This window comes from Enterococcus sp. 2201sp1_2201st1_C11_2201SCRN_220225, assembly GCF_040925905.1.
GTDB classification, from domain to species: domain Bacteria; phylum Bacillota; class Bacilli; order Lactobacillales; family Enterococcaceae; genus Enterococcus_C; species Enterococcus_C asini_A.
In genome coordinates, this window is the sequence record NZ_JBCOJC010000004.1 from 1 (window position 1) to 17,955 (window position 17,955).

Annotated in this window: 14 protein-coding genes; 12 read left to right on the forward strand and 2 right to left on the reverse strand. The window is 41.1% G+C overall.

Going from position 1 to position 17,955, the window contains the following annotated elements; genetic code table 11:
• From AB5754_RS01835 to AB5754_RS01845, 3 genes are all read left to right on the forward strand, one after another.
• On the forward strand, window positions 1-2,523 hold a 2,523-nt coding region (locus AB5754_RS01835), incomplete at its 5' end, for a PD-(D/E)XK nuclease family protein (RefSeq protein ID WP_368259444.1).
• Window positions 2,516-6,220, forward strand: a complete 3,705-nt coding sequence (gene addA / locus AB5754_RS01840) for a helicase-exonuclease AddAB subunit AddA (protein ID WP_368259445.1) — start codon at window positions 2,516-2,518, stop codon at window positions 6,218-6,220. The genes AB5754_RS01835 and addA, both read left to right, overlap by 8 nt.
• A 71-nt stretch (window positions 6,221-6,291) precedes the next feature.
• Window positions 6,292-6,615, forward strand: a complete 324-nt coding sequence (locus AB5754_RS01845; protein WP_311834498.1) for a helix-turn-helix domain-containing protein — start codon at window positions 6,292-6,294, stop codon at window positions 6,613-6,615.
• Between the two features lie 162 nt (window positions 6,616-6,777).
• On the opposite strand, the gene AB5754_RS01850 is transcribed toward AB5754_RS01845, so the two are convergent.
• Window positions 6,778-6,912, reverse strand: coding sequence for a hypothetical protein (locus AB5754_RS01850; RefSeq protein WP_368252301.1), 135 nt, complete (start codon window positions 6,910-6,912; stop codon window positions 6,778-6,780).
• 56 nt (window positions 6,913-6,968) lie between these two features.
• Here AB5754_RS01850 and pheS point away from each other — a divergent pair, with 56 nt between their 5' ends.
• The 6 genes from pheS (at window position 6,969) to AB5754_RS01880 (ending at window position 14,408) form a co-directional block, all read left to right on the forward strand.
• A complete protein-coding gene (pheS, locus tag AB5754_RS01855; protein WP_368252300.1) occupies window positions 6,969-8,021 on the forward strand; it encodes a phenylalanine--tRNA ligase subunit alpha in 1,053 nt (350 codons plus the stop codon).
• On the forward strand, window positions 8,015-10,432 hold the full coding sequence (pheT, locus tag AB5754_RS01860) for a phenylalanine--tRNA ligase subunit beta (RefSeq protein ID WP_368259446.1): 2,418 nt from the start codon (window positions 8,015-8,017) through the stop codon (window positions 10,430-10,432). Before pheS ends, pheT begins: the two co-directional genes overlap by 7 nt.
• A 169-nt stretch (window positions 10,433-10,601) precedes the next feature.
• Window positions 10,602-12,398, forward strand: a complete 1,797-nt coding sequence (locus AB5754_RS01865; RefSeq protein ID WP_368252299.1) for a DNA-binding protein — start codon at window positions 10,602-10,604, stop codon at window positions 12,396-12,398.
• Window positions 12,399-12,510: 112 nt separating this feature from the next.
• Entirely contained in the window at window positions 12,511-13,194 is a 684-nt protein-coding gene (locus AB5754_RS01870) for a thermonuclease family protein (protein ID WP_368252298.1), read from the forward strand.
• A gap of 108 nt (window positions 13,195-13,302) precedes the next feature.
• On the forward strand, window positions 13,303-13,659 hold the full coding sequence (locus AB5754_RS01875) for a PadR family transcriptional regulator (protein WP_368252297.1): 357 nt from the start codon (window positions 13,303-13,305) through the stop codon (window positions 13,657-13,659).
• On the forward strand, window positions 13,656-14,408 hold the full coding sequence (locus tag AB5754_RS01880) for a permease prefix domain 1-containing protein (protein WP_368252296.1): 753 nt from the start codon (window positions 13,656-13,658) through the stop codon (window positions 14,406-14,408). The genes AB5754_RS01875 and AB5754_RS01880 overlap by 4 nt, the downstream gene beginning before the upstream one ends.
• An 80-nt stretch (window positions 14,409-14,488) precedes the next feature.
• Here AB5754_RS01880 and AB5754_RS01885 read toward each other — a convergent pair whose 3' ends face one another.
• Window positions 14,489-14,764 (reverse strand): hypothetical protein, encoded by a 276-nt coding sequence (locus AB5754_RS01885; protein ID WP_311834506.1) that lies wholly within the window; start codon window positions 14,762-14,764, stop codon window positions 14,489-14,491.
• A gap of 425 nt (window positions 14,765-15,189) precedes the next feature.
• Here AB5754_RS01885 and AB5754_RS01890 point away from each other — a divergent pair, with 425 nt between their 5' ends.
• The 3 genes from AB5754_RS01890 to AB5754_RS01900 are packed head-to-tail and all read left to right on the forward strand — an operon-like array spanning window position 15,190 to window position 17,936.
• On the forward strand, window positions 15,190-15,510 hold the full coding sequence (locus AB5754_RS01890; RefSeq protein WP_368252295.1) for a hypothetical protein: 321 nt from the start codon (window positions 15,190-15,192) through the stop codon (window positions 15,508-15,510).
• Window positions 15,500-17,476, forward strand: a complete 1,977-nt coding sequence (locus AB5754_RS01895; protein ID WP_368252294.1) for a V-type ATP synthase subunit I — start codon at window positions 15,500-15,502, stop codon at window positions 17,474-17,476. Before AB5754_RS01890 ends, AB5754_RS01895 begins: the two co-directional genes overlap by 11 nt.
• Entirely contained in the window at window positions 17,469-17,936 is a 468-nt protein-coding gene (locus AB5754_RS01900) for a V-type ATP synthase subunit K (RefSeq protein ID WP_311834509.1), read from the forward strand. The genes AB5754_RS01895 and AB5754_RS01900 overlap by 8 nt, the downstream gene beginning before the upstream one ends.
• The last annotated feature ends 19 nt before the right edge of the window (window positions 17,937-17,955 follow it).

Sequence of the window (17,955 nt, forward strand, 5' to 3'; positions counted from 1 at the left end):
AGTCAAGACCGTACATTGCGCTTAAAAGACATTCAGCTAGTAACCAACGATTTAGCGACTTATGGAGAATTGATTCCCCATTTATTTGCAGAAGCAGGTTTGCCTTTTTACATTGACCAAAAGGCTACGATGGATCAGCATCCTTTAGTGGAATTTTTGCGGACGCTTTTGGATTTACCCCGCTACCATTTTCGCTTAGAAGATATTTTGCAACTGTTAAAAAGTGAGTTGCTTTTGCCTCAAAGCTACCAAGCAGGCAGTAATCAAAATTGGCAACAAGCTTTAAATGTCTTCCGACGTGATGTGGATGTAACGGAAAACTTGGCTTTGAAAAACAATTTCCAGGGTTATTATTGGTTGGCTAAAGAAGATTGGCCAGTGATTACCTTCGATTTTGAAAATTCGTTAACCTTGGATAGCGGACAGTTATCCCAGCGATCCAATCGCTTGCGGCAAGCCTTTCGTGATCTTGTAGGTCATTTTATTGAACAGTTGCAAAAGGCCAAAACAGGTCGGGCTGCTTGTGTTTTACTCTATCGCTTTTTAATCGAAGCTGGTGTGGAAACAAATTTACTGTACTGGCGCGATCAAGCAGTGGCAGCGGGAGAGCTAGAAGTAGCCCGTAATCACGAGCAGACCTGGGGCGCATTAATGACGTTAATGGATGAATATGTGGAAATTTATGGGGAAGATTCCTTTGATTTAGAGCTTTTTCGGGAAGTTTTTAGTAGCGGCTTGGAAAATACCGCCTATGGGAAAATTCCTGCCACCATTGATCAAATTCAAATTAACCAACTGACTTTAACACGGCCTAGACAGTGTAGAGTAACCTTTGCCATAGGGTTAAATGAAACCAATTTTCCGCAAACACCAACAAATCCAAGTTTATTAACTGACGAAGAGCGTAGCCGTTTAAATCAAGTACTGCCAGAAGACAAGTTTATAAAAGAAGGGACCGGGGAACAAAATACCCGTTCGCCACTAATTGCTTATAAACTATTTCTTTCTGCCACAGATCAGTTGTATTTAAGCTATGCTGCCAATTATGATACTCAGCAAAATATCCAGATTTCTCCTTATTTGCGTCGTTTTCAAACTTGGCTGAAACTGCCTTTAGAAGAAAGAGGCCTTTTGACACCGGATTCTGATCCGGGACAACATCTGGCTAGTTATCGCAGTGCCATTGGTCAGTTAAACAATCTTTACCGTCAATGTGACCAGGAAAATCGCTTGGTACCTGCTACTTGGCAATGGGTGGAAGAAGCTTTAAAGAAAAGTCCAGTGGCTACATTGGCTCAGCGGGCTTTTTCTGGGCGTAGTCATTTAAATCAACCGATTCCTTTGTCGCCTGCTTTGGCAAAAGAAGTGTACGGTACGGAACTTTATGCTTCTGTGTCCCGTTTGGAAAGTTTTTATCAATGTGAATACCGTTATTTTGCGGCCTATGGGTTAGGCTTAAAAGAGCGGGAGTTATATGGGATGGACACCTTGATGACCGGAAGTTTATTCCATGATTCTTTAGATCGCTTCTTAAAAGCTGTAGCCCAACTAAATTATGATGTGGCCAATTTGGATAACGATACCCGCAGACAAGTGATTGATAGTCTCTTACAAGAACTCTTTTTGGAACCGCAATACCAAGTGTTGCAAAGTTCCGCCCGCATGGAATACCTGCGTTATCGTTTGGAAAAAACCATTAAAAAAATGACTTGGACCTTACATGAACAAGGCAAACGCACGAAAATGCGACCAGTCCAAACCGAAGTCCTCTTTGGACAAATTGCCGGTAAAAAGGGAATTCCGGGCTTAGAGTTGGACTTACAAAAAGGTGGGAAACTCCACGTACGAGGAAAGATTGACCGAGTGGACGCCTTACAAAAAGCCAATGAGACCTGGCTTGCAGTGGTGGATTATAAATCTGGAGACAAGCAGTTTAATTTATTGGAAGCTTATTACGGGTTAGCTATGCAGCTGATCACTTATTTGGATGTGGCATTGCGGGATGCCGACAAACTAATCGGCACGAAAGAGGTTCATCCGGCAGGAGCGTATTATTTACGGATTCACGATCCTATTGAATCGCCAGAGGAATGGTTAAAACAGCGCCCTTTGGAAAAATACAAGTTAAAAGGGTTTTACGCCAAAGATGAAGAACTTTTAGAAGCTTTGGATACTACGTTAACGGAAAAAGAGACTTCTCAATTGTATCCTATTACCCGAAATGTGAAAGGGATTTTAAAACCCGTCGCGCAAAACAAAAACTTTTATACAGAAGAAGAAATCGGCACTTTGCAAGCCTACAATCGTCTAAAGATGAAGCAAGCCGCCGATACCATCGTTTCTGGGGAAATCGGCTTAAATCCCTATTTAAGTCCAAATGGGCAACGGGCTTGTAGCTTTTGTCCGTTTCGTAGTCTCTGTGGCTTTGATGTGTTACTGGAAGAAAACGACTATCATCGCTTGAAAAATCAAGACAAAGAACGTTTATTAAATGAAATGGAGGAGGCATTAAAGGATGAATAATTCGAAGCCAATCCCTTTAAAACCAGAGAATGAGCAGTTTACAGACAAACAGTGGCAATCTGTTTTTGACGGTGGCGATAATCTCTTGATTTCGGCTTCTGCTGGTTCCGGGAAAACCACGGTCTTAGTCCGCCGGGTAATTGAAAAACTAAAAAGCGGGACAGATATTGATTCTTTGTTAATTGTGACTTTTACCGAAGCTGCCGCTAGAGAAATGAAAGAACGAATCCAGCAAGCCATTCAAAAAGCACTAGCTGATGAAAGCGATCCAGCTAAACAAGCTCACTACGCTCGTCAGTTGACCCTGCTCCCTAGTGCGAATATTTCCACGCTCCATGCCTTTTGTTTAACCGTAATCCGTCGTTATTATTATTTAATTGGGATTGATCCGGTCTTTCGCATGTTAACGGATGAAACAGAGATTTTATTGTTAAAAGAAGAAGTCTGGGAAAGTTTACGAGAAACTTGGTATGCCACAGGAGATCCTTTGTTTTATCAATTAGTCGAAAATTTCTCCAATGATCGCTCCGATGAAGGATTGACAGACTTAGTCATGCGTTTGTATTTATTTGCCGTGGCCAGTCCCGATCCTAAAGAGTGGTTGCAAAATTTAGTGGTGAACTATCAGTCTAACGGTAACTTGGCGGAAAATCCTTTGTATCAAAATCAAATCAAGCCACAGCTTAAAGCTACCCTTGAATTGGCCCTAAGTGAATATGGGCAAGCCGTTGAAATGATGGAAAGAGAACCGGATTTTAAAAATTACTGGGACAAAATTCAACTGGAAATTGCCCAAGGAAAAAGATTAGAAGAAGCCTTGTTAGCTGACGATTTAGATGCCTTTTCTTTGCAGTTGGCTAGCATGGATTTGTCAGCTAAACTCATGCCAAAACGCAACGAAAACAAAGAAGCCTCCCAAGTGCTTTTAGCCTTGCGAAAATCTGGGCGGGAGTTATTGCAAAGTTTACCGGAAATCATGCCTTATTCTCCAGAAGTTACTTTAGATTTATTGGCAAAATCTGAACCATTAGTGCAGTGTCTCTCCCAATTGACAAGTGCTTTCTTAAAAGCCTACAGCAAGCGAAAATTGGAAAAAGGATTACTGGATTTCAATGATTTGGAGCACTATACCTTAGCCATTTTAAAAGGCAATGAAAAAGAACAAGTGGCCAGCAGTTATTACCGTCAATGCTTTACCGAAGTCATGGTGGATGAATACCAAGATGTCAATCGCCTGCAAGAAGCCATTTTGTATTATGTGCGTCAAGTTTCCCAAGAGGAGACCAATCCTGTGCCTGGTAATCTTTTTATGGTAGGAGACGTGAAACAGTCCATCTATGCCTTTCGTTTAGCCGATCCCACACTATTTATTGATAAGTACTTAGCCTTTGCAAACGAAGATGGGGGCCGACGCATTGTCTTAGCGGAGAACTTCCGCTCCCGTCATGAAGTTTTGACTTTTACCAATTTGGTTTTTAAACAGCTTATGGACCAAGCAGTGGGACAGATTCCCTACGATGAGGCAGCGGCATTAATCCCTGCTTTTCCCGCTTTTCCTGAAAAAAATGGCTTTGAAACAGAACTTTTACTTTATGAAACGGAAAGTCCTGAAGCAAAAGGCCTAGTGGAAAACAAGACCCAAGGAGAACTCTACATGGTGGCAGTGAAAATTGCCCAACTCATTGCCCAAGGATTTTTGATTTACGACAAAGAGTTAAAAGAAGAACGACCAGTGACTTATCGGGACATCGTCTTATTGACCCCTACTAAAAATAATAATGACGCTATTATTGACTGCTTCCAAGAGTTGCAAATTCCACTGGAAATCAGTGATGGGGAAAATTATTTTCAAACTACGGAAATCCAAACGATGATTGCGTTGTTGACGATTATTGACAATCCAGATAATGATATTCCTTTAGCAGGGGTTTTACGTTCGCCACTCTTTGGTTTTACGGAACCGGAATTAGCCACCATTCGTGCCCAGCAAAAAAATGGGAGCTTCTTAGTGGCACTAGAAGCCTATAGCCAGCAAGGGGAATTAGCTTTACAAGAAAAAGTGATTGCCTTTTTGGAACAGTTGGACACTTGGCGAGATTTTTCCAAAAGTCAAAGTTTGACTCAATTGATTTGGCGCTTGTATGAAGATACTGGCTATTTGGATTACTGCTTAGGTCTAGCCTCAGGGCGCCAGCGCTATGCTAATCTTTTGGCTCTAGTAGATCGAGCTCTAACCTATGAAAATTCCAGTTTTAGAGGGTTATACAAGTTTATCCGCATGGTGGAAAAAATGCAGGAAAAACAAGTAGATTTAGCTAAACCACTGTCAGCACCCGTGGAAAATGCCGTGCGGGTGATGACGATTCACGGCAGTAAAGGTTTGGAATTTCCTTTCGTCTTTGTTTTGGATATGACGCGGAATATGAGCCAACAAGATTTCAAACCTCGCTATTTATTTGAAGAAAACCTTGGTGCTGGGATTAAGTATGTGGATTTTGATCGACAAGTAGAGTTTGAAACATTACCTTATCAAGCCATCCTTCAAATTCGCCGGCAAAAAGCTTTTTCTGAAGAAATGCGTAAACTCTATGTAGCACTGACCAGGGCGGAACAAAAACTCTATTTAGTAGGTTCTTATAAAAATCAAGAAGATGCCCAGAAAAAATGGAGTGCGGCGGCCAATCAAAAAGAACTGGTATTAAATCCTACTTTACGAATGCAGGCAAGTGGTGTGTTGATGAATTGGGTCGGTCGAACTTTGTGGCGCCATCCTAAGATGACCCAGTATTTTCCTGATGCAGCAGATGGTAGCTATAAAGTAATAGCTGAGGCTGATTTCCAAATTCATTTTTACACAGAAGAACTGTTGACCACAGCCATTGACCAATTACCCAAAAATACTGGACCAAAAGAAGAAGCGGTATTGCGTCAAGCACTTTTAGAGCAAGAAGCTGATTTTGTTCAATTAAAACAACGCTTGGATTATGTCTATCCTCATCCCAAAGCTACCATGACTACCGGTTATCAGTCTGTATCAGAAATTAAACGTCTTTTTGACGACCCTGACAACAGTGAAGAAAATCAAATGGAATGGCACAGCGCCCAAGAGCAAGCTCAAAATCGTTATCGCTTTACGAGTAATGAATTAGCCAAACCAAAGTTTTGGGAAGAAGCGACGATTTCAGGACGAGAAATCGGTTCGGCCACACACCAAGTCTTACAACTGTGGCCCATGGAGCAAGTTGTCAGTCTGTCAGCGTTGCAGTCTTTCAGTCAAACCTTAGTGAAAAAAGGTGTCATAAGTGCAGAATTAGCTGAAAAGGTTGATTTTGAAGGGATTTACTGGTTCTTAACTAGTGAATTAGGACAAAGTCTTCAAAAGCAAGCGCAATTTTTACACCGGGAACAACCCTTTGCTATGTTAAAAGATGCGAAAAGTATTTTTAAAGACTATGATGAGACAAAAGACGATTTGTTAATTCACGGGATTATTGATGGTTATTTGAATTTGCCAGAAGAAGTGATTCTCTATGACTTTAAAACCGATTATGTGGCCAATGGTGATGAAGCAGTGATGGTGGCTCGGTATCAAGGGCAGTTGGCTTTATACAAACAAGCCTTAACCGAAGCTTTGCAAAAACCGGTGAAACAAGTCTATTTGATTTGGCTATCTCAGAAAAAAGTGATTTCTTTATAAAAAGCCAAAATCTAGGCGGATAAACTTACAATAAATAAGCATTGTGCTATAATGCCTCTGAGGTGATTTATATGGAACGTGTGCAGGTGAAAGATTTTGCTCTTTGTCCCAAATTTGAGAAGACTTTTTCCTTTTTAGGCAAAAAATGGAATGGCTTGATTATTGAAGTCTTTGTGGAAGATGGCTCTCAACGATTTGTAGATTTAGCAAAAAAAATTCCGGAAGTGAGCGATCGAGTCTTGGTAGAACGCTTAAAAGAGTTGACTACAGAAGGGATTTTGGCTAAAGAAGACAATCTCTATTGTTTGACGGAAAAAGGCTTTGCACTAGGAGAGGCCTTAGCTGATGTTAAAAAATGGAGCGAAAAATGGATTACGGTGGAGGAATGCAGTTGATTTTCTGCAAAATCTTTTGTAAACTAAGTTCAATCTGATAAATAAAAAGCGCTGAAGGAAAAGAGTAGTTTGGCTGAGCCAGAAAAGGGAGACCTGTCCCAGACTGAAAGCAGGTTCTGGTATCGAAAAATGAAGTTCACTTCCTGAGCTTGCTTAATTTTATTAAGCCGGTGGTTTTGCCATCGTTAAGTAAACAAGTGCGTAGTAAAAACTGCGAATTAGGATGGTAACGCGATGAATCGTTCCTTTAGGGATGATTTGTCGTGTTTTTTTGTAGTCAGCGATTGATACTGTCACTAAAAAAGCAATCCTGATTTTTGTGAACTTGTCATAATCAAAAAGGAGTGAAACAGATGTCTTTAAAAGACAAATTAGAAACACTACAGCAAACTGCTTTAGAGCAGATTGCTGCAGCAGAAAACTTAAAGGTGCTGGATCAAATTCGAGTGGAAACGCTGGGAAAAAAAGGCCCAATCACGGAAGTCTTGCGGGGGATGAAGGATTTATCTCCAGAAGAGCGGCCACAAGTAGGGGCTTTTGCCAATGAAATTCGAGATAAAATAAGTCAAGGAATTGAAGAAAAAAAGGCAGTCTTGGAAGAAGCGGCTCTTGAAGCGACTCTTGAAGAAGAAGCCATTGATGTCACTTTGCCAGGCAAACAAGTTCCTCAAGGTACTCGTCATGTCTTAACACAAATCATGGAAGAAATTGAAGATATTTTCGTTGGTATGGGGTATCAAGTAGTGGAAGGCAATGAAGTGGAATCCGATCATTACAACTTTGAACGAATGAATTTGCCTAAAGATCACCCCGCTCGAGATATGCAAGATACGTTTTATATTTCCGAAGAAACTTTGATTCGGACCCACACGTCACCAGTTCAAGCTAGGGTAATGGAAAAACACGACTTTTCCAAAGGAGCATTGCGGATGATTTCTCCTGGGAAAGTTTTTCGCCGGGATACCGATGATGCCACCCATAGCCATCAATTCCACCAAATCGAAGGTTTAGTAGTGGATAAAAATATCACCATGGCGGACTTAAAAGGTACGTTAGAAGTCTTAATGCAAAAAATGTTTGGAGCAGATCGTAAAATTCGTCTGCGGCCAAGTTACTTCCCTTTTACTGAACCTTCTGTAGAAGTGGATGTAAGTTGTTTTAAATGCGGGGGCACCGGTTGTAATGTATGCAAGCACACCGGCTGGATCGAAATCCTTGGTGCCGGTATGGTCCATCCAGCAGTCCTTGAGATGAGTGGCATTGATCCGGAAGTTTACTCTGGCTTTGCTTTTGGATTAGGGCCAGATCGGGTAGCCATGTTGCGGTATGGCGTGAATGATATCCGTAATTTTTATCAAAATGACTTGCGCTTTTTGAGTCAGTTCAAGGGGGAATCACAATGCTAGTTTCATATAAATGGTTACAAGAATACTTGGACTTATCCCAAATTTCACCAAAAGAATTAGGAGATAAAATGTCCGTTACCGGTATCGAAGTGGAAGGGATCACGTATCCATCTGAAGGCTTGAAAAAAATCGTGGTGGGAGAAGTCGTGGAATGCGTTCCCCATCCGGATAGTGATCATTTGTCTATTTGCCAAGTGAATATCGGCGAAGAGGAACTTTCCCAAATCGTCTGTGGGGCACCAAATGTAAAAGCAGGCATTAAAGTAATCGTGGCTTTGCCCAACAGTCGCATTGCCGGTAATGTGAAAATTAAAAAAGGCAAAATGCGAGGGCAAGTCTCCAACGGTATGATTTGTTCATTACAAGAAATCGGCTATAGCGACAGCGTGATTCCCAAAGAATACGCGGAAGGCATTCAGTATTTGCCACAAGATGCCATCCCCGGCGAAGAAGTCTTTAAATATTTGGAAATGGATGATGCTATTATTGAATTGTCCATTACCCCAAATCGGGCAGATGCGTTGTCTATTCGCGGTGTAGCCTATGAAGTGGGCGCCATTTACAATCAAAAACCACAATTTTCAAAAACCGCATTAGTGGAAGTTCCAAGAGTAGCAGCTGATAAGATTAACGTTCGTGTAGCCGATGAAAACGACGCACCGGCTTATCAAATTCGCATTATTGAAAATGTGAAAATTGCTCCAAGTCCTCAATGGTTGCAAAACCGTTTGATGAATGAAGGCATTCGCCCGATTAACAATGTGGTGGACATTACCAATTATATCTTGTTGTTATTCGGCCAACCCTTACATGCCTTTGACTACGATAAGTTAGGTAGTCAAGAAATCCTTGTGCGTCGGGGGCACGAAGGAGAAGAACTGGTTACATTAGATGGCGAAACGCGGAAATTAACGCCAGAAAACATTATAATCACCAACGGGACAACTCCTGTAGCACTAGCTGGAACCATGGGAGGCTTGGATTCTGAAATTACCGAAAGTACTACTACCGTTGCTTTAGAAGCGGCATTATTTGATGGTTTGTCCATTCGTAAAACTTCTCGTCAATTTAACTTGCGCAGTGAATCCTCTGCCCGCTTTGAAAAAGGCATTAACCAAGCAGATGTAGGGCTAGCTTGTGACGTTGCAGCAGCGATGATGGCGGAATTAGCCGGTGGTGACGTGTTAACCGGGGCAGTCGTCGGAAGTGAAGTACAACCGGAAAACGCTGTGGTTTCCATTACACTAGACCATATTAATCGTTCTTTAGGCACGAGCTTGACGACTGCTGATGTGAACCAAGTCTTTGAAGCACTGGATTTTCCTTATGTAGAAGTTGATAAAACTTATACTGTCAGTGTGCCACCGAGACGTTGGGACATTCATATACCAGCTGATTTATTAGAAGAAGTCGCGCGGATTTATGGCTATGACAAGCTTCCCACCACGTTACCAAGTGGGGAAACGGTAGCTGCCAGCTTAACTCCTGAGCAGTCAAAAACCCGGGCGTTGCGTTCTACGCTAGAAGGCGCTGGGTTAACAGAAGCCATCAGCTACGCTTTGACCACAGAAGAAAAATCCCAAAGTTTCACATGGCAAGACAGTCAATTGACGCGTTTGGATTGGCCAATGACGGAAGAACGAGCAGTTTTGCGTTTAAACTTGATTTCAGGTTTGTTAGATGATATTGCTTACAATGTTTCTCGGAAAAATCAAAATCTTGCTTTTTATGAAATTGGCCGCGTCTTCCAGCAAGAAAATGATCCAAAACATGACCTTCCTCAAGAAGAAAAACACTTGGCCTTGGCTTTAACTGGGGAAATGCTAACAAAAGATTGGCAAACTGCTAGTGTCAAAGTGGATTTCTTTTCAGTTAAAGGGATTTTAGAAAATGTTTTTGCAAAATTTGGTGTAGCGGAGCAAATCACTTACGAGAAAAGCAATTTGAAGGATTTACATCCGGGCCGTTCTGCCGCAATTTTCTTAGGAGAAGAACAAATCGGGTTTATCGGCCAAGTGCATCCGAAAGTGGCCAAAGCCTACGACCTGCCAGAAACCTATGTAGCAGAAGTCAACTTAGCCGCTTTGTTGGCTGCCCAAGTAGCACCTTTAGTGTACCAAACCGTCTCCAAATTCCCAGCAGTCAAACGGGATATTGCCTTATTAGTGGCAGATACTGTGACGAACCGAGAATTGATGACCGTCATCAAAGATTCTGCCGGAAAATACTTAACAGACATTACTTTGTTTGATGTCTATCAAGGACAAAACATTGAAGACGGACATAAATCTATGGCTTACAGCTTAACTTTTGTGAATCCTGAAGCCACATTAACCGATGAAACCATCAATAAAGCGATGGAAAAAGTAACCAAAGCTTTGACGGAAAAACTAAATGCAGTGATTCGCTAAAATCTTTATTAGGGGCGCAGACACCAAAGTTTGCGCCCTTTTCCTTAAAATTTAAAGGAAGTGTATGAGGGTTTTGGTAATGCAAAACTTGAAATCAGACTAAGGACTGATGTAAATCCGTTTCGATAGCGGATAATGAGGATAGATTAGAAAAGAGAGAGTGATTGGGATGATTGTTGATTTTTTGGTAGTAACTTTATTGTTTGGTATGGGGATAATCTTAGTGAACTTGCTAGTTGCCCTATTAAACAAAGGCAAACAAGTTAAGAGTCTAGTGATTTTAACCATTGGGGAATTACTTTTATTAGGAGGCTTTTTATACGCAGTTTTGCCAAGTAAAACCTTGTCTTCCTTATTGTGGTATAACTTATGGGGGGCTTTTGTAGCGATTTTATTGGCCTTTTTTGTCTTAGGGCTAGGCCAAAGCGTGCAAAAAGCCAGAGACCTTTTCCCGCCAAAAGCCAATCGTAAGCAAGCTAAACCTGTGATGAATGTAAAAATGGGGAAACTAGGGAAAATCTTTGGGGGAATTTGTACATTAATGGTAATTTTGTTTTTGGTTTCTAAAATCAGTAGCATCACCGCCATTGATGAAGTCTATGATTCGATTCCTTTGAAAACCGAAGAAAAAGCAGAAGTCTTAACTTCTACTAAGGAAACACCGATTGCTATCGCCCCAGATATGGCCAAGCGAAAGATGTTGCAGAAGTTTTCGGTAATTCCTAACTCCAATATGTTCACATTAGATGGTATCACCGCCCAAACCATTAATGGGGAATACGTGTATGTGGCTACGGTGGAATATACCGGCTTTTTCAAATGGCTGAAGCTTGGGGAAGTGCCAGGCTATTTTAAAATTTCCGCTACCGATATTAACGCCCAGCCAGAATTTGTAAAAGAACCTTTAGTTTATACGCCTTCTGCTTATTTTGGAAAAGATGCCGCCCGCCGGATTTACGCTGCTTTCCCTGGGTATGCTTCTTACGGCAAAATCAATTTGGAAATCGACGAAGCAGGAATCCCTCATTACGTGCAAACTTTGTACAAAGAATATGGGGTTAGTGGCTTGATGCATTATGATGAATTTAAAACCGCCGTCTTAAATGCCCAAACTGGAGATGTGAAGCTTTACGACAATGCCAAAGCACCAAAATTTGTCGATGCACCGATTACTTCGGCGGCTGCTAACAGCATGAATGAGTTTTTCGGACGCTATAGCAATGGCTGGTGGAATCAGTTTATCTTCGGAGCTAAAAAAGATGTGAAAATCCCCACTGATAACGGAATATATGCCAGTGGCCAGATTACACCAATGTTAAGCAAAGAAGGACAGTTAAACTATTTTACCGATTTCACCAGTGGCGATGACGACCAAGATTCGGCTTTAGGTTATTCATTAATCGATGCTCGGACTGGTGAAGTCACTTACTACCGTGATCCTGAAGTAGGGATTATGGACAGCGATGGAGCGATTTCCATTGCATCAAAAATCTACCCAGAGAAAAAATGGCAAGCAGAAATGCCGGTCTTGTACAATATCGATGGCGTACCGACGTGGATTGTTTCCTTAATGGACACAAAAGGAATCTTTAAGGAATACGTCTATATCAATGCAGTGGACAATGATATCGTCGTAGATGCGGAAAACGCCCAAAGCGCATTAGATGCTTATCGAATTGAACTAGCCACAAAAGGTAGCAATAACCAAAGCTCCGACGCGAGTGACTTAACGAAAAAAACAGGGATCGTCGAACGAGTAGTGATTTTGCCAAGTAGCAGCTCTACTGTGATTTCTTTTCTTTTAGAAGAGGACAAAACGGTTTATAGTGTGAACTCCAACAACAGTCCCTTTGCTATTTTTATGAAAGAAGGGGATCAAGTCACCTTTAGTGCTGCGTTAACTGCGGATACCACAGTGGCAACCATTCAAGATTTGACCATTGACGCTTTAACCACCGAAAAATAAAGGATTCGTTACCCTATCTGATTAGAAAAGCCTAAATCAGATAGGGTATTTTTTGACGAAAAATAGCAGCTGTCCTATAATGGAGCGAATGCAATAGAAAAGGATGGTTTTAGTGAAGAAAATCAGTGGGATAATTGGGACGATTGTGGTGATTCTCTTTGGCGCTTTCCAATTGTTGACAGACAGTCCAGACGAGTCAAAAAACAGTAGGGATACAGGCCAAGAAGTAACCAACTCCAGCGGCTATGAAGCTACTGGAAAAGTTCCTAACTTAGCAGTATTAGCTAAGAGCGCCGTCAGTGAAGAAGTGTCGGATGTGAATTTAGCTGATCCTCCCCGGTTTGAAAAAATTGCCGTGGACAATATTCGCAGTGTGGATGGGGACACCTTTGTTTTTTATTCGGAAAATAAAGAATACCGCCTGCGCCTTTTAATGGTGGACACCCCGGAAAGTGTTAAAAAAGATATGCCGGTCCAACCTTATGGCAAAGAAGCCAGCAATTTTACAAAAGCGGAATTGGCAAAAGGGAATGTGAGTCTAGTTTTTGATTCAGGGGATGTGAAAGACAAGTATGACCGCTATTTAGCCTATGTCTTTGTAGGAGATGATTTACTACAAAATTCTTTGATTGAAGAAGGGTTAGGCGTAGTGCGTTACATCAATGCCGGTAACGACACCTATCAATCTGAACTAGAACAAGTGCAAGACCAAGCAGAAAACCAAAAAGTCGGTGCTTGGAGTAAATCTGGTTATATCAAAGAAACCAATCGATACGCCTATTTTGATTATGAATAAGAGGAAAGCGAATTTCTTTTAAGAAATTCGCTTTTTTTACTTTACCTGTCGTAGTACTTAGCCTATAATTAATACGACAGATGAAGTAATTGTAAAAGGAGGCAGGCCATGATTTCTAGTGATGGACTACGGGGTTATAACGATGCCTTAATACTGGCTGTGCTGGCAGAAGGGGATTCTTATGGCTATGAAATTGCCAAAGAAATCCGTCAACGCACGAATGAAGTCTATACCATTAAAGAAACTACATTGTATTCTGCTTTTACCCGTTTGGAAAAAAATGGCTATCTCCATTCTTATCCAGGAGAAGTCACCCATGGAAAAAAGCGCACTTATTATCAATTGACCACTACAGGAGTCAATTATTTAGCAGAAAAGCAGCAGGAATGGCAACAAACGAAAACTATTGTAGACAGCTTTTTACAAGCTTTACCCAAGACGCTTAAAAAGGAGACGAGACGATGAAAGTACTTAACGATTATTTAAATACCTTGTTTTTAAATTTACCTCAAACCCCAGCAGTCCAAAAAGCCAAGGAAGACTTAAGGGCCATTATGGAAGATCATTACAATGAGCTATTAGCAGAGGGGAAAAGTGAACATGAAGCCATTGGTGCGGTAATTAGCGAGTTTGGTTCTATTGATGAATTATTACAAGAGTTAGACGTGGAACAAGAAGATACAGTGGCGCAAACGGCTAAATTTTATCAAGAAGACCCGATTGAGTTAGTAGAAATGCAAGATTATTGGCAGGAAGTGCGCCGTTTTGCTTTAAAAATGGCCATTGGTGTGGGGAGTTTCTTTTGTGCCCTGGCTTTTGTCGCTTTTTCTAGTTATACAAGAGATGGTACAGGAATTTTCTTCTTCTTCTTAAGTGGTATTGTGGGAGCTTGTTTCTTTATTTTTGGCGGAATCAATTTTCATAAAGCCTATAAAGTCATGGGCAATCGCAGAATTACCGAAGATGCCTGGGAGGCCCAAGGAAATCAAATTCACAAATTTCAACGGAGTTTTAATTGGTCACTCGTTTTAGGCGTTTCTGCTTGTATCTTTTCTTTTTTAATGCCCAGTGTCTTTTACCAAAGTGTCTTAGGGCCGGTACTTTGCTTAGCCTTTTTAGGTCTGGGGGCATTTCTGATTGTTTATGGTAGCATTGTCTACGGGTTGTATCGTAAGGGATATGCGGCCCGCTCTTTTAGTAAAAGTAGCCGCTAACCATTGCCTTAACTCGTTAAAAAGCCTTCCTGATTGCTCTGTTACGAGGAGCAATCAGGAAGGCTTTTTAATTGAATCAACTATTCTTCACTTAAAATAATCTTGACCACTCGTTCCAAAAATTCTTCTTCAGATAAGGGAGCGTCAGGATTTTCTTTGCTGTCTAATTTGATGTTTTTCTTACCATCTGTAAATTGGTAAGTTTCCGCGGCTTTAATAAAGACGAAGTAATCCAGTTCTCCTTCAATGTAGAGGACTTCTTTTGCTTCAGGATACTCGATGGAAACATCCATTACCGTAATACCGGATACCTTACTTGTTAGATAATCTTCTGTTTGCTTAATTGTCAATGCCATGATTGATCTCCTCTTTTCACTGTTTATTGTAGCACCATTTGAAAAAAGTAGTGTAGATTAAGCCTTGGAGAAAACTCAGAACCTCTGACTATTGAAAAAAGCCTATTTATGGGATAATAGGATAACTTGAATTGCGGAAAACCCATTTTATTTTTACTTCTATTTAAAAATAAAAAAACATCGCTAGGGATAAACCAAGCAAATAAAGATTCCATTTTTTCGCAAAAAACTACGGAAAATGCTAGCTATCTCAATCTAAGTTTGCTATGATTATTTTGTTGATAATTTTATAAAACAAAACGGTTGAGGGTAGTTCTTCAAGGATCAAGTTCTTCAAGGGGTGAGAAGAACGTTTTTGGAGTACCGTTTATTCAAAGCGTACTTCTATAGTGGGAGTGCGCTTTTTTAGTAAGGAGGGATTGTATTTGAAGGAAGCATTGGAACGCATCAGTGCCGCTGAAAAGCAAAATGAAGTAGCACAGAAAAATCTTTCAGAAGACTTAGAACAACTTCGCCACGAAAAAGAGCGTTCATTAGCCAGTCTGGTGACGGATATGAAAGAAAAACGTAGCCGCAGTAAAAGAGAGCAAGAACAGGACTTGCAACTAAAACTGGATCAAGAAAAAGCCAGCCTGGAACAAGAAGCCACAATAGAACGCCAGTCTTTCCAGCAACTTTATGAACAGCGTCACGAAACACTGGTGAGCGATATCATTGAAAGGGTGACAAGCACATATGGCGGTTAAAGAAATGAAAAAGCTGTCCATCATCTGTGAAAAACAAGCACAAGATCAGATTTTGCGCTTGCTCCAAGGCACCCAGCAAGTAGAAGTGGACGATATTTATGAAGACACTGATAACCAGGAGTGGTTGGCAAAGTATTTTTCTGACAGCCAACAACACAGTGATGAAAACAGCAATACCGAGTCTTTGATCCGACAAATTCAAGAATTTGTTCGCTTTATTCGCGATCACGGTTCTGCTAAGGAAAAAGTAACAGAACTAAAACGAGGCGTGACTTCATTTGGAGACTTTGAAAAGACTTTTGATGAAGAACAATTAACAAAAGAGCTGGCTTTAATTGGTGATTTGAAGAAGCGCTGGGATGATAATCTGGCAGAAACCAAAAAATACCAAGCCCAAGAAGATTGGGGCACTAGCTGGCAAAACTTGGATATCGATCAAATCCAAAAAGTAAAAAATGCAACTTACTTGTTAGGCTTGATTCCCAATGATCAATGGGACGCTTTTCAAGAACAGCTAAAACAAACCCCTACTTTTTATAGTGAATTTATCAGTAACGATCAAAAAGAAACGGCTTTTGCTTTACTTTTTTTACGTCATGAAGGCCATTTGATCAACCAAATCATGCAAGACTTTGGGGCGCGGGTGGAAAACAAACCTTACCCGGGAACGCCTAAAGCAATTTTAAAAGAAGCAAAAGAAGCCTTAACGAAACTTGCAGAAGAACGCAAGTCTCTAGCAAAGTTAATCGGAGAAAAAAAAGGCCAAGTGTACCATCTCCAACAAGCTGAAGAAGTTCTTTTAGCTAAATACCAACGAGAAATGGCTAAAGCTGGCATTGTGGAATCCCACTATTTAGCGGTGATTCGTGGGTGGATTGGTGCCGATGAAGTCCCAACGCTTCAAAGAGTCTTGCATCAGGCGCTTCCCAATCAACAAGTATATGTGTCTCTAGAAGAACCCACTGAAGCAGAAATCGCGACTAATAAAACACCAACTAAGCTAAAAAACCATGCCATCGTGAAACCTTTTGAAATGTTAACGGAAATGTACAGCATTCCTAAATATGACGAAATCGATCCTACACCGTGGATGATGCCATTTTATCTGGTTTTCTTTGGGATGATGGTGGCGGATTTCGGTTATGGTTTGTTGATGCTAGTGGCTACTACTGTAGGACTTAAAGCTTTGACCTTGCCAAAAGGAACCCAACGCTTTTTAAAACTCTTTCAATATTTATCCTTGTCTACCATTGTGTGGGGCTTAATTTATGGCAGCTCCTTTGGGGTGGAAATGCCAGTGTACTTGCTTTCACCTTCGAAAGACTTTATGGCAATCTTCGGCTTATCCATGGTTTTTGGCGGTATCCAAATCTTTACCGGTCTGTTTTTAGCCGGCAAAGAAAATATGCGCAAAAAAGAGTATGTGGTCGCAGTCAATCAAGGCTTTTCTTGGCAAGGAATTTTAGCGGGAATTTTAATTGCTGCATTAGGTGCTTTGGTGGTGAAATCCAATGCGTTAACGATGATTGGTGCAATTTTAGCAATCATCTCAGCCTTAGCGGTGCTTGTCACTTCAGTGATAGGGGCTAAATCCAAAGTCGGTGGGCTCTTTATGGGACTCTATGACCTTTACGGCATTACTAGCTATATTGGCGATTTTGTTAGTTATAGCCGCTTGATGGCTTTGGGAATTTCTGGAGGGAGTATCGCTGCGGCATTTAATATGTTAGTAGGCTATATGCCACCAGCAGCGCGCTTTACCGCCGGAATTGTCTTAATCGTTGTTTTACAAGGGCTAAATATCTTCTTGTCTTTATTAAGTGCTTACGTTCATGCGGCTCGTCTGCAATATGTAGAGTTCTTTGGCAAGTTTTATACTGGTGGTGGTCGTGCTTTTCGACCATTGAAACCAGCAGAAAAATACATGAATTTTATTGATGAAAATGGAGGAAATGATAATGACTAAGTTTTTGATTGAAAATGGTGGGATGTTCTTTGCAATCTTCGGTATGGCCGTAGCAACAATCTTTTCTGGAATTGGGTCTTCCAAAGGGGTGGGCATGACCGGGGAAGCTGCTGCTGCTTTAACCACTAGTCAACCGGAAAAATTCGGTCAAGCATTGATCTTACAGCTATTGCCAGGTACTCAAGGTTTGTACGGTTTCGTTATCGCCTTTATGATTTATGGTGGACTGACTAAAGATATGAGTGCTATCACTGGTTTGGAATACTTGATTGCCGCAACTCCTGTAGCCTTTACTGGTTTGTTTTCAGGAATTGCCCAAGGGAAAGTCGCATCCGCTGGTATTCAAATCTTAGCGAAAAAACCAGAACACTTCTTTAAAGGGGTAATGTACTCAGTAATGGTAGAAATGTACGCCATCTTAGGCTTTGTTATCTCCTTCTTGCTCTTAGGCCAAATCTAAAGGCCAGTTTGCAGACAAA